The organism is Bradyrhizobium oropedii (assembly GCF_020889685.1).
Taxonomy (GTDB): Bacteria; Pseudomonadota; Alphaproteobacteria; order Rhizobiales; family Xanthobacteraceae; genus Bradyrhizobium; species Bradyrhizobium oropedii.
Map to the genome: position 1 here is coordinate 1 of NZ_JACMYO010000217.1, position 12672 is coordinate 12672.

Annotated in this window: 12 protein-coding genes and 1 pseudogene; 4 read left to right on the top strand and 9 right to left on the bottom strand. The window is 64.6% G+C overall.

All coding sequences use genetic code 11. The features are described 5' to 3' along the window. The 4 genes from H8A95_RS37020 to H8A95_RS37035 all read right to left on the bottom strand — a co-directional run. A partial coding sequence (locus tag H8A95_RS37020) for a hypothetical protein (RefSeq protein ID WP_229187560.1) occupies positions 1-283 on the bottom strand: 283 nt, incomplete at its 3' end. 151 nt (positions 284-434) lie between these two features. Beyond that, complete coding sequence (locus tag H8A95_RS37025; RefSeq protein WP_229187561.1) at positions 435-1109, bottom strand: RraA family protein; 675 nt, start codon at positions 1107-1109, stop codon at positions 435-437. A 197-nt stretch (positions 1110-1306) separates the two neighbouring features. Next, on the bottom strand, positions 1307-2332 hold the full coding sequence (locus tag H8A95_RS37030; RefSeq protein WP_229187562.1) for an amidohydrolase family protein: 1026 nt from the start codon (positions 2330-2332) through the stop codon (positions 1307-1309). Between the two features lie 33 nt (positions 2333-2365). Continuing rightward, positions 2366-3694 carry an MFS transporter gene (locus H8A95_RS37035; protein ID WP_229187563.1) on the bottom strand — a complete coding sequence of 443 codons (1329 nt, stop codon included), beginning with the start codon at positions 3692-3694 and terminating at the stop codon, positions 2366-2368. A 211-nt stretch (positions 3695-3905) separates the two neighbouring features. On the opposite strand from H8A95_RS37035, the gene H8A95_RS37040 reads away from it, so the two are divergent. Further along, the gene (locus H8A95_RS37040; protein ID WP_229187564.1) at positions 3906-4838 is read left to right on the top strand and encodes a LysR substrate-binding domain-containing protein; all 933 of its coding nucleotides are present in this window, start codon (positions 3906-3908) and stop codon (positions 4836-4838) included. Between the two features lie 48 nt (positions 4839-4886). Here the strand turns inward: H8A95_RS37040 and H8A95_RS37045 are convergent, their stop codons facing one another. Together H8A95_RS37045 and H8A95_RS37050 are read right to left on the bottom strand one after the other, a co-directional pair. Next, a complete protein-coding gene (locus H8A95_RS37045; RefSeq protein WP_229187565.1) occupies positions 4887-6209 on the bottom strand; it encodes an ABC transporter ATP-binding protein in 1323 nt (440 codons plus the stop codon). 15 nt (positions 6210-6224) lie between these two features. After that, positions 6225-7961, bottom strand: a complete 1737-nt coding sequence (locus H8A95_RS37050; protein ID WP_229187566.1) for an ABC transporter permease — start codon at positions 7959-7961, stop codon at positions 6225-6227. Positions 7962-8443: 482 nt separating this feature from the next. Between H8A95_RS37050 and H8A95_RS37055 the strand changes: the two genes are divergently transcribed. Further along, positions 8444-8794 carry a hypothetical protein gene (locus tag H8A95_RS37055; RefSeq protein ID WP_229187567.1) on the top strand — a complete coding sequence of 117 codons (351 nt, stop codon included), beginning with the start codon at positions 8444-8446 and terminating at the stop codon, positions 8792-8794. A gap of 9 nt (positions 8795-8803) precedes the next feature. On the opposite strand, the gene H8A95_RS37060 is transcribed toward H8A95_RS37055, so the two are convergent. Together H8A95_RS37060 and H8A95_RS37065 are read right to left on the bottom strand one after the other, a co-directional pair. Beyond that, positions 8804-9517 (bottom strand): type 1 glutamine amidotransferase, encoded by a 714-nt coding sequence (locus H8A95_RS37060; RefSeq protein WP_229187568.1) that lies wholly within the window; start codon positions 9515-9517, stop codon positions 8804-8806. An 85-nt stretch (positions 9518-9602) separates the two neighbouring features. Next, a complete protein-coding gene (locus tag H8A95_RS37065) occupies positions 9603-10583 on the bottom strand; it encodes a hypothetical protein (RefSeq protein WP_229187571.1) in 981 nt (326 codons plus the stop codon). A 436-nt stretch (positions 10584-11019) separates the two neighbouring features. On the opposite strand from H8A95_RS37065, the gene H8A95_RS37070 reads away from it, so the two are divergent. After that, a complete protein-coding gene (locus tag H8A95_RS37070; protein WP_229187569.1) occupies positions 11020-11571 on the top strand; it encodes a cytochrome b in 552 nt (183 codons plus the stop codon). A 15-nt stretch (positions 11572-11586) separates the two neighbouring features. Here the strand turns inward: H8A95_RS37070 and H8A95_RS37075 are convergent, their stop codons facing one another. Next, positions 11587-12075: an Lrp/AsnC family transcriptional regulator gene (locus H8A95_RS37075; RefSeq protein WP_229187570.1), complete on the bottom strand. Its 489-nt coding sequence runs from the start codon at positions 12073-12075 to the stop codon at positions 11587-11589. Between the two features lie 126 nt (positions 12076-12201). Between H8A95_RS37075 and H8A95_RS37080 the strand changes: the two are divergent. Then, positions 12202-12672 (top strand): annotated as a pseudogene (locus tag H8A95_RS37080) (alanine dehydrogenase); the annotation flags it as partial.

The following is a 12672-nucleotide window of genomic DNA, read 5'->3' on the forward strand; positions in this document are numbered from 1 at the left end:
CAATCACGGTGACCGGCGGCAGTTCGGTCGGGGCGGGGGTCTGGGCTCGCACCATCGTCAGCGGCGCTGCGGCTCCGATGGCGGTGAGCACGGCCGCAGCGCCGCGCGTGGTGACCGAACCAGACAAAAATCGTGTTGCTGTACGCAACAACGTACCAGCCATAGCGCCCACCCCGTCGTCGCGGTTCGGCTTCTTCCCCGACGAACCATGGCCTGAAGACTGCGGGAGCGGTTGGGCTTTGGCAAACAAGATGTGTCCCGGCGAGACGGGATTCTTTTCCATTCATGATCGGGAAAAATTCCCGATGCCGGGCCGCAGGCGCGATCACGGGGCGGCATCGGGCTCTAACGGCGGCCGACCGGGCAATTCCGGCCGGCCTTTTGCCGGTTCCTGCCTAAAAGGCAGGCATCCCCGCCTCTCCGGACCGGCGCATCTAGTCCTTGAACTCGCAGCCGAGCCGCTGCAGCGCCTCATCGACCCAGCGACGGTCGCTGGTGCCGGCGAGGATCTGCTGGATCGCCTTCTCCTCGGTTGTCTTCTTGGCTTCGGTCAGCTTGCAGATGGCCTCGGCGTCGTCATGGGGCACGCAGAGCACGCCGTCGTCGTCGGCCACGATGAGATCGCCGGGCTCGACGATCATGCCGTCGATCGAGATGGCGCAATTGATCTCGCCCGGGCCGTCCTTGTAGGGCCCGCGATGGGCGACGCCGGCGGCGAACACCGGGAAGGATCCGGCGCGGATCGCGCCGGCGTCGCGGATCGAGCCGTCGATCACGAAGCCCGCCACGCCTTTCTTTTCGGCCAGCGTCGACATGATCTCGCCGATGATGGCGTTGACCAGGACGCCGCCGGCATCGACGACGATCACGTCGCCCGGCTGGGCCAGGTCGATCGCCTTGTGCACCATCAGGTTGTCGCCGGGCCGGGTCTTCACGGTCAGCGCCGGGCCGCCGAGCCAGCCGCCCCTGTGCATCGGCCGCAGCCGGTTGGTGCCCGCGATCCGCGACATCACATCGCTGATGTTGGCGACCGGCAGCGTGCGGTAGCGCGCGACGAGGTCGGGCGACACTTTCCGCTTCGCCCTGTGAATTGCAAATCCTATGGCCATCGGCTTTCTCCGGCGTTTGTGTTGGGCGTGATTGTACGTTTGCAGTCAGGATGACGGAACTATTGTGCTCGCGGGATTATCATCGTCATTGCGAGCGAAGCGAAGCAATCCATGCTCCCGCATATGCGGAGCGATGGATTGCTTCGTCGCTGACGCTCCTCGCAATGACGGGGCCGCAGACATGGCCTTACGGTCGCTCAGTGCGCGCGGCGGTCGAGATGGGCGTTGAGGCGAGGATAGACGCGGCGGGCGTTGCCTTCAAAGATCTTGGCCTTGTCCGCAGCGCTGAGCGGCAGCGCATCGATATAGCGGCGGGTGTCGTCGAAGTGATGGCCGGTCTCCGGATCAATGCCGCGGACCGCGCCGACCATCTCGGATGCGAACAGGATGTTCTCGACCGGGATTACTCTCGTCAGCAGCTCGATGCCGGGGAGGTGATAGACGCAGGTGTCGAAGAACACGTTCTTCAACAGATGCTCCGACAGCGGCGGCAGCTTCATGTCCTGCGCCAGGCCGCGATAGCGGCCCCAATGATAGGGTACCGCGCCGCCGCCATGCGGGATGATGAACCGCAGGGTCGGGAAGCGCTTGAACAGGTCCGAGGTCAGGAACTGCATGAAAGCGGTGGTGTCGCCGTTGAGGTAATGCGCGCCGGTGCCGTGGAAGCACGGATTGCAGGACGAGGAGACGTGAACCATCGCCGGTACGTCGAGCTCGACCATCTTCTCATACAGCGGATACCACCACTCGTCGGTCAGCGGCGGATCGCACCAATAGCCGCCGGCGGGATCGGGATTGAGGTTGCAGCCGACGAAGCCGAGCTGGGTCACGCAGCGCTCCAGCTCCTCGATGCAGTTCGCAGGCTTGACGCCCGGGCTCTGCGGCAGCTGGCACACCGGCACGAAGTTTTGCGGAAACAGCGTGCAGACCCGGTGCACGAGATCGTTGCAGATCGTGGTCCATTCGCGGCTGGTCGCTTCCTTGCCGACATGATGCGCCATGCCGGCAGCGCGCGGCGAGAAGATGGTCACATCGGTGCCGCGCTCTCTCTGCAAACGAAGCTGCGCGCCCTCGACGCTGGTGCGGATCTCGTCGTCGGTGATGCCGAGATTGGTGGTGAGCGGCCGGCGCGATTTGTCGGCAAGGCCGGCGAGCTGCTTGTCGCGGAAGATCTGCAGCTTGGCCGGCTCGGTGGTGTAGTGGCCGTGACAATCGATGATCATGGTTGCTTCCTTATTGTCCCCTTGGCAGTGTTATCAGTGGCTGACGGTTGACGGGATCGCGCCCGCAAGTTCCGTCTCGCGCGGCTTGACGCGCATGGTGGCGGCGATGGCTGATGCGACGAACAGGAAGCCGGCGATGCCGACCAGCGCCCAGGAGAAGCTGCCGGTGGAATCCTTGATCAGGCCGATGCACCACGGGCCGATCAGTCCGCCGAACTGCGCCAGCGTGTTGACCATCGCGATCGAGGCGGCGCCGGCTGCTCCGGTCAGCAGCGATGCATTGATGCTCCAGAACAATGGATTGCCGGCGTTCAGGCTGAAGCCGACGACGCAAAGCAACACGAAGGCCAGCACCGGGCTCGCAACATAGGCGCTGCCGAGCATCGCGACCGCGGCGAGCAGATAGACGGCTGCGAGATGAAACTTGCGATCGCCGGTCTTGTCCGAGCTGCGGCTGACCACGATGGTGCCGACGACGCCAAGCAGCGGCGAGATCGCCGAGAGGAAGCCGACCTCGATGTTGCTGAGATTGCCCATGCCCTTGATGATCTGCGGCAGCCACAGCAACAGGCCATAGATTCCGACCAGCGCGCAGCCGAACAGCGCCGCCAGCAGCCAGACCCTGATATCGAGGACGCATTCGATCAGCCTGTGCTGCCCCTGTTGCTCGATCTCGGCTCGCTCGGCGGCGAGCTCGCCCTCCAGCCACCCGGCTTGCTCCTTGGTGAGCCAGCTCGCCTTGGCCGGGCGATCGGTCAGATAATAGAGCGTGAAGAAGCCGAGCAGAATGGTCGGCACACCTTCGGCGATGAACATCCATTGCCAGCCATGCAGGCCGGCCGTGCCGTCGTACCAGGTCATGATGCTGGTCGAGATCGGCCCGCCCAACACCGCCGAGAACGAGCCGGCGATGATGTATCCGGCGACTGCGCGGGCGCGATAGCGCGAGGGGAACCAGTAAGTGAGGTAAAGCACGACGCCGGGCATGAAGCCGGCTTCGGCGACGCCGAGGCCGAACCGCATCACGTAGAGACTGAGCGGATTCCAGACAAAGGCGGTGAGCGTGGCGACGAGGCCCCAGGTAATCAGGATGCGCGCCAGCCAGATCCGGGCTCCGAGCCAGTGCAGCATCAGATTGCTCGGCACCTCGAGCACCATGTAGCCGAGGAAGAAGATGCTGGCGGCAAAGCCGAAGATCGCGGGGCTGAGGCCGAGATCCTTGTTCATCGTCAGTCCGGCATAGCCGAGATTGATGCGGTCGAGATAGTTGAAGAACATCATGACGAAGAGGATCGGGATCAGCCGCCAATAGACCCGGCGGATGGTTTGCTGTTCGAGCTCGCTGACGGATGCTTGGCCCATTGGAATCCTCCCTTGCTTTTTGTTCTCGCGCCTGTGATCCGAACCGGGCGGAGCGCCTGTTATTCGCGGCGATTTCGCATGGCTGACCGGCTGCGCCTGTTGCCCCGTATTATCCCTTGGAGCACCGGCGTTTTGGCGCCAAGATCGGGAAACCGACCGGGGAGGTCAAATACCGCTTTGACCCATCACTTATAGGGAAACGGAATAAGCGATGGATTACAGGCAGCTTCGCTACTTCATCGCGGTGGCCGAAGAACTCAGCTTCAGCCGCGCGGCCAAGCGGCTGCATGTCAGCCAACCGCCGCTAAGCACGCAGATCAAGGCGATGGAGGAGGAGCTCGGGACGCAGCTGTTGTCGCGCACACGGCGTGCCGTCGCGCTCACCCAGGCCGGTCAATTGCTGCTGGAGCACGCGCGGCGCGCCGTCAGCGAGCTCGACCTCGCGTCGGAGACCGTGCGCCGCGCCGCGCGCGGTGAAGCCGGCGCGATCCGTGTCGGCTTCACCGACTCGGTCCCGATGCTCGACATGTTCGCCGAACTGTTCCGCAGCTTCCGCGGCAGCTATCCGCGGGTGAAGATCGAACTCCGGCACATGTCGACGGCAAAGCAACTGCAGGCGATCGCCGACGCCGAGCTCGATGTTGCCATCATGCGGCCGCCGCTTGATTTCCAGCCTGCGGCCGACTTGCAGGTTCATGTCGTCTGGCGCGACCGGCTGATGGTGTTCCTGCCGCTCGATCATCCGCTCGCTGCTGCGCCCGGCAAGCTGAATGTTTCCGAGCTTGCCGAGCACGAATTCGTCGGCATGGCGGAGAGCGGTTGCGGGGTCGGCGACCAAGCCGCGATGCTGTGCCGGCGGGCCGGCTTCGCGCCGCGTATCGCGCAGGAGGCCCATGAACTGCGCACGGTGCTCAGCCTCGTCGCGGCAGGGATCGGGCTTTCGATTCTACCATCCTGCTATCAGCAGGCCGGTGTCATGAACGTTGTCGCGAAAGCGCTGGAGACGCCGGATGCCGAAAGCCGCATGCTGGTGGCGATGCGCTCGAACGCCTCGCTGCTGCCGCGGCGGTTCGTCGAATGCGCGCTGCAGGCAGCGTCACGCAGCGCGCCGCCGCTCGTCAAGGTGGCGGCTGTCCGGGGGTGAGGGGCCAGGCCAGGTCGTCGTGTCTCGTCGGCCAACTCGCCGCGCAAGTCAGGCGCCGTCGTGGCCCGGGTTCTCGAGGCTGAAGGTCTCGGACTGCTCATCATAGGCGAACAGCTCGGCATACCGGCCCCAGGACACGATGGTCTTGAGTGTTTCGTCCGCATAGTCCTCCGACATGTAGTCTTCGAGCTCGTTGCGGAAGCGCGCGGCAGGCGCCATGTGCGACGGCCGTTCGTCGAGCACGCGGCGGATCAGGCTGATGACAGGCACGTAGTTGGTCAGGTGCTCGGCGAACAGCTTTTTGCGCGCGTCGGTGTCGAGATGGGCGAATCGGACGCCGGCTTCGGTGAGCACCAGGTCGCCCTCGCTGAGTTGGGCAAAGCGCAGGAGCTGCAGCGTTTCGCCGAGATGGAGGATCTCGTCGGTCTCGAGCTGAAGCTGGCTCGCCAGAACCGGCAGGTCGGCATGCCCGCCATAGGGCGGTCCGGCCAATGTTTCGATCAGACCCGACAGCACGTTGGACGAGACGTGGTCGAGCACCGTGCCGACGCCCGCTCCCGGAATTCCGGCCGCCGACGGCGACTTGGGTTCCTCGCGCTGTGTCATGCGTGCATAGAGCTGTTCGACGAGTTGGCGGAATGTCGGATCCAGCCGGTTGCGCGGATGCTTGAGATCGATCTTGAACTCGGCGGCGACGCGTCCCGGATTCGACGAGAACACCAGGACCCGGTCGCACATGAGCACGGCCTCCTCGATGTTGTGCGTCACCATCAGCACCGACTTGATCGGCAGCCGGCCCTCGATCCAGAGGTCGATCAGGTCGGTGCGCAGCGTCTCGGCGGTCAGCACGTCGAGCGCCGAGAACGGCTCGTCCATCAGGAGCAGGTCGGGATGTACGACCAGCGCCCGGGCAAACCCGACACGCTGGCGCATGCCGCCGGACAATTCCTTCGGATAGGCGGACTCGAAACCGTCGAGGCCGATCAGGTCGATCGCAGCCAGCGCGCGCTTGCGCCGTTCGGTGGCGTCGACGCCGAGTGCTTCCAGTCCGAGCTCGACGTTCTGCAGCACCGTCAGCCAGGGGAAGAGCGCGAACGATTGGAACACCATGGCCACGCCGTTGGGCGGCCCGGCGATCGCCTCGCCCCGGCAGGTCGCATTGCCGGATGACGGCGCGACGAGGCCCGCAATGATGCGCAGCAGGGTCGACTTGCCCGATCCGGAACGGCCGAGCAGGCCCACGATCTCACCGGCATGGATGGTGAGGTCGACCTTTTCGAGCACCAGCAATTGCTCGCCGCTTCCCTTCGGGAACAAACGCGAGACGCCTTTTATGTCGATCAGGGCAGCTTGCTTGGTTTGGTCGAGCATCAGGATCCCTCTCGATCAGCCGAGGCGAAGGCGTCGCTCGCCGAAGGCGTAGAGCGGGCGCCACAACAGGCGGTTAAACAACGTGACCAGGATGCACATCACGACGATGCCGAGCACAACCCGGGGAAAATCCCCGGCCTCGGTCGCGTGTGCGATATAGGCGCCGAGACCGGTGGCGACGAGATGGGTGTCGCCCCAGCTCGCGACCTCCGCGACGATCGAAGCGTTCCAGGACCCGCCCGACGCGGTGATGGCTCCTGTGACGTAGTAGGGGAAAATGCCGGGCAGCACGACCTTCACCCACCAACGCCATCCGCCGAGATGAAGGCTGCTGGCAGCCTCGCGGAGGTCAGTCGGGAAAGCGGCGGCGCCCGCGATCACGTTGAACAGGATGTACCACTGGGTGCCCAGGATCATCAGCGGGCTGAGCCACACATTGGGATCGAGGTGGAAGCGGACGATCAGCACGACGAACACGGGAAACGCGAGGTTGGCCGGGAACGCGGCGAGGAATTGCGCGAGCGGCTGGATCCGTTCGGCGAGCTTCGGCCGCAGCCCGATCGAGACGCCGACCGGTACCCAAATCAGTGACGCCAGCGCGATCAGGACGATCACGCGCAGCAGCGTGACGAGCCCATCTCCGATGGCGTCGACGACATCAGACAGTCCGAGCGAGGCGGAGAGGAATTGATATGCCAGCCAGGCCGCATAGCTGGCCGCGGCAACGATCAGCGTAATCCAGATGCCGTCGACAACGCGCGAATGCTGGCCAGGCTTGCCGCTCGGCCGCAACGCCACCGGCCAGCTGATGCGCATCGTGGAAATCGCCTTGTTCGCCATTGCCAGCGGATAGGTCAGGGCCCGCAGCGCGCGTGTTCGCCGGAACAGATCGAGCATCCACGACGTCGGAGCTTCGCCGGAGGCTGTCTGCTCGAAGCGGAATTTGTCGGCCCAGGCGACGATCGGGCGAAACAGCAGCTGGTCATAGGCGATGATGACGATCAACATGGTGAGCAGCGCGTAGCCGATCGCCGGCAGGTTCTTCTGCTCAATCGCCGTGGCGACATAGGAGCCAACGCCGGGGAGGGTCACGGTCGTGCTGCCGACGGTGATCGCCTCCGATGCCACGACGAAGAACCAGCCGCCGGACATCGACATCATCGCGTTCCAGATCAGGCCGGGCATCGCGAAGGGAACGTCCAGGCGCCAGAACCGCTGCCAGCCCGAGAGGTGGAAGCTCGCGGTCGCTTCGTCGAGATCCTTCGGCACGTTGCGCAGCGACTGATACATACTAAACGTCATGTTCCAGGCCTGGCTCGTGAAGATCGCGAACACGCAGGCGAACTCCGCGCCCAGCACGCGGCCGGGAAACAGGTTCATGAAGAACACGACGGTGAAGGTGAGGAAGCCGAGAATCGGCACCGACTGCAGGATGTCGAGCATCGGGATCAGCACCATCTCGGCGCGTCGGCTCTTGGCTGCAACGGTGGCGTAGACGAAGGTGAAGATGGTCGAGCAGACGATCGCCAGCAGCATCCGCATCGTGGTCCTGAGCGCGTAGTACGCCAGGTTGGCAGGATCGAGCGATACCGGCGTACGTTCAAGTTCGGACAGAGGCGCAATGGTCTGCTCGCCGCCATAGACGACAAGCACCATCGCACCGACCAGCAGCAACAGCGCCGCCAGGTCCCAGAAATTGGGCCGGAGGGAGACGGGTCCCCAAACGGCTGATCGAACGTCCCGAAACGTCATAAGGCCACCTTCGGGGGCAGAACTTGGCATGATTGCGGCCCCACAGGATCGGAACCGGGCCCCAAGGGCGGCTTATATGCGGGATTCACGACAGTCGGGTAGTCGGGAGTTGGGCGATCGCCCCCATTTCGGGAGGCCAGAACCCGGCGTGCCGGGTGGAAACGCCGCGATGGAGACGCATGGCGTGCTTATCGCGAAGCCGTTGCGCCGTGGAGCCGGTTCGTCGAGTCCGCTGCAGGCGCCATCGCTTGTCCCCGAGGTCGCAGCGGCGGCGGCTTGTCGCGCGTCGCACCTGACGATCCGCGTACCCATACTTTCGTTGGCAGTAGTCTCCCGGAATGCAGTCTGGCGCTGCTCTTGCATAGCTGAATGTCAGGTGCTGGGGCGCCGATTCGTCGTGGTCTCGCCTGCGACGGTAATGTCGCGGGCGAATGGTTGGTGATGCGCGCCCGCAGCTGATCGACATCTGCGGAGACGACAAGATGCACGTTCTCACACGTGCGGCAGTCCTGCTTGGGGCGGTGTGGTTGACATCGCCGACCCTGGCGCGCGACGACGGCCGCTACGCCAACTCACCATTAAAGCCCTGGTTTGAAAGCCTGCACAGCGGCTACGGGCAGTGCTGCTCGGATGCCGACGGATACGTGGTTGCCGATCCCGACTGGGAGTCGGATCACGGCCACTATCGCGTGCTCATCGACAGTGAATGGGTTGTTGTGCCGAACGAGGCCGTGATCACCGAGCCCAACAAGATCGGTCGAACCATGGTGTGGAAGCACTATATCGACGGCCACCCGCGGGTGCGCTGCTTCATGCCGGGCAGCATGACCTGAGGCGCTGTCTCACGCGCGCGTGCGGCGCATGAGGAAGCGCGTGACCACGCCGCCGAGCGTGGCGTGGTCGAGCGGCTCGGTGAGCGATGCCTTGGCGGTGTCGACCACCGCATCCGGCGCGAGGCCGCGGCGCAGGTCGCACAGCGCGTCGGCATAGTCGGCGGTGAATTCCGGATGCGGCTGCACCGACAGCGTCGTGCCGTTGGCATAGAGCAGCCCGGCATGCGGAGTGAACGCGGATGACATGATGGTGCGCGCGGAGGCGGGCGGGGTGATCACCTGGTCCTGATGTGAGGCGGCCGCCGCGATCGTCGTGCCTTCAAGCAGCCCGTTGTCCGGCGCCAGCTGATAGATATGGCGGCCGATGCCCCAGCCATTCTCCGACTTGCGCACGGTGCCGCCGAGCGCCTGCGCGATCAGCTGATGGCCGAAGCAGACGCCGACCATCGGAATGCGCTTGTCATGGGCTGACCGCACGAAGGCTTCGAGCGGCGCGATCCAGGCGACATCGTCATAGACGCCGGTCGCTGATCCCGTGATCAGGATTGCATCCAGCGTGGCCGGGTCTGGAAGCGTCTCGCCCTTGGCGACGCTCACGACGGCGCAGGCAACCGACGGATCGGCTGTGGCCACCATCCGCTGAAACATCTGCGGATAGCTGCCGTGACGCTCGCGGAATTGCGGACTGACGAGCCCGGTTTCGATGATGGTGATGCGGGGCATGGAACGCGCTGATGGATGAGCGGGGATGCCTCAGCCTTTACTCCGAAAGTGCTGACCGCCACAAGCCGCGCGCGGCGGCCGCCGTTCAATCCCGCGAGGGTGCTGCCGCGTCGATCGTTGCGGTGTGCTGTGCCGCCGGTGTCGCGTTTGCGATCGCCGGCGTAGTGCTCGTGCTCACGATTGCCGGCGACGTTGCCACGATCACCGGCTCGGTGCGGTAGCGCGGCAGCTGATCCTCGAGCGAATAGCCGACGCAGAGCGCGAGGCTCGACCACACCGCCATGCTGAAATACAGCGACATCCAGGCGATCTCCTCGCGCCATTCGGCGATATCGTGGGTCACGATCCAGCGCCGGCTGACGTCGCGCAGGCCTTCGAGCGGATGCAACAGCGTTCCGCCGGCGGCGAGGTTGGCGCGCCAGCGGTTCAGATACATCGGGACGTCGACGGTCATCAGAAAGGCGAGGAAGGCGGCGATGCCGACGATCGCCACGATGAACGCCCAGCGCACCGGGCCATGAAACTCCGGCAGCAGCCGGCACAGCGCAATCCCGACCAGGAAGAACACCACGGCCCAGATCGAGTTTTCGATCGCGTTGCAGAGATAGTGGGTGGTCAGTACCGCATACCAGGAGAAGCATTCCGCAATCACGATCAGCGGCACGATGATCCAGGCGATGTTCACGGTGGTCTCGGCGCCGGTCATGGTGCCGAGCTGATGCAGGATGATCGCCCATTGCGCGGCGAAGCAGACCTCGGCGACGGTGGCGACGGTGCGGCCAACCACGACGCTCGACAGCCAGGTGTCGAACAGGCAGATGCGCTGCACGTCGGCGCGCGGCAGCACCGAACGGAAGGCGCAGCCGAACACATAGGCTGCGCACAGCAGCATCATCAGGCCGATGCCGGAGGTGTTGCTGAAGCTGCCGGCGGCCTGCTCATGGAACTGGCGGTACATCGCGAACCAGATTGCGATGTTGGCGGCGCTGACGAAGCTCAGGAAGCCCCACCACCGGACCACTGGATTTGACCAAGCCAGCGTAACCGGCCGCGCCCGCCACTCCATGCTCATTCACCGCTCCGCGTGTAACCGAATTGATATCGAACTGTAGTAATTCTGTCATAGAAGGTAGCGAATCACGACTAAAAAATGCGTGTGGAGCGGGCTAAGCGGGGCTCCGATTGTGACAGCGTTTATGACAGCGCGGCGTTTGTGACAGTGGGCGCCTGGCGCGCGGTAACCTTCTCCTTCGTCATTCCGGGATGCGCCGAAGGCGCAGGCCTGGAATCCATCGGGCCGCCGCGATGCTGTTGAATGGATTCCGGGCTCGCGCTTTGCGCGCCCCGGAATGACGATGGGAAGAGGTCCGGGGCCCATCCCTTCGTGATCGTGATCGAATGTGACGCCCGCGCCGGTAGGCAGGCTCCGCGCGATCATCTATTGAACGGCATTCCTTTTTCGGGCCGAACCCGCACGGGCTGGCTTCACGCGAAGGCGCTCTGTGACGACGGACACAACGGCCAGCTATGACCCGCTGCTGCGCAGGATTCATTGGACAACCGCGGTGCTGTTCATCGCGGCGATGCTGATCGGGCTCTATTGCGGGCTGCAGCCGGCGGGGACCTCGCCGCGGCGCGAACTGCTCGAGGTGCACAAGTCGCTCGGCGTCACCCTATTCTTCCTGGCGATCCTGCGCCTGATGGTGCGGGCCGCGACCACGGCGCCGCCGGAGCCCGGATCGTTCTCACCGCTGGTCAGGCTCGCAGCAAGGCTCAATCACTGGGCGCTCTACGCCATCCTCTTCGTGATGCCCGTCACCGGATACATGTTCTCGTCGGCCGGCGGCTATTCGCTGCGTTATTTCTGGACCTTCAGCTGGCCGCGGCTGTTCGCGGATAACAAGGCGATCGCGGACGCCGGCGAGCTGGCACATGGCGTGCTTGCCTGGTTCGTCTATGCCGTGGTCGCCCTGCACATTGCCGCGACGCTCTGGCATGTTCTCGTCAAGAAAGACGAGACGCTGGCCCGGATGTGGCCGCGCGCAAGCCGCTGACGCTGCGATTGGCTTTCAGCCGCGCAGCGCAGTTTCCGGAATGGTGCGGCGAACCACTTCGCGCATCGCGAAGCTGGAATGGATGCGGGCGACGCCCGGCATCCGCGACAGATGCTGCTTGTGGATACGCTCGAAGTCGGCGATGTCGCGGGCGATCACCTGCAGATGATAATCGTCGCTGCCCGACATCAAATGGCAGGACACGACGTCGGGACAGCGCGCGATCGCAGCCTCGAACGCTGCGAGATAATCCTCGCTCTGCTTCTCCAGCGTGATGGTGACGACAACCGTTGTCACGAGGCCGAGCGCCGATGGTTCGAGGTCGACGCGATAGCCGCGGATCACGCCGATCTCCTCGAGATGACGGATACGCCGCGCGCAGGCGGTCGGCGACAGCCCGACCTTCTCGGCGAGCTCGATCTGGCTGGCGCGGGCATCGGCAACCAGCTCGGAGAGGATTCTGAGATCGATACGATCGAGACCGTCCACGCAGTTTTCCTTCAAGAGCTGAGCCGACAACGAAGGATATGGGCGTATCTGGCTGTGAGCAAGCCGGAATTCGCTGAGAAACGCCGTGTGACGGGGCATAGCCTTGCGGTAGGCGGAGACTCATTTTTCAAGGAGCGGACCATGCGCATCGGCGTGCCCAAGGAGATCAAGGTTGAAGAATATCGGGTCGGGCTGACGCCTGCCTCGGTGCGGGAATATGTGGCGCACGGCCATGAGGTCGTGGTCCAGCGCGGCGCCGGCGACGGCATCGGTGCCGGCGACGACGTCTACACCCAGGCCGGCGCACGGATCGCCGATACTGCGGAAGAGGTGTTCTCCGTCGCCGAGATGATCGTGAAGGTGAAGGAGCCGCAGCCATCCGAATGGATCAGGCTGCGCGAGGGCCAAATCCTGTTCACCTATCTGCATCTCGCGCCCGACGTGCCGCAGACCGCGGGGTTGATCGCCTCCGGCTGCACGGCGGTCGCCTATGAGACCGTGACCGATGCGCATGGCGGGTTACCGCTGCTCGCGCCGATGAGCGAGGTCGCGGGCCGGCTCGCAATCGAGGCCGCGGGCGCCGCGCTGCGCAAATCCGCCGACGGCATGGGC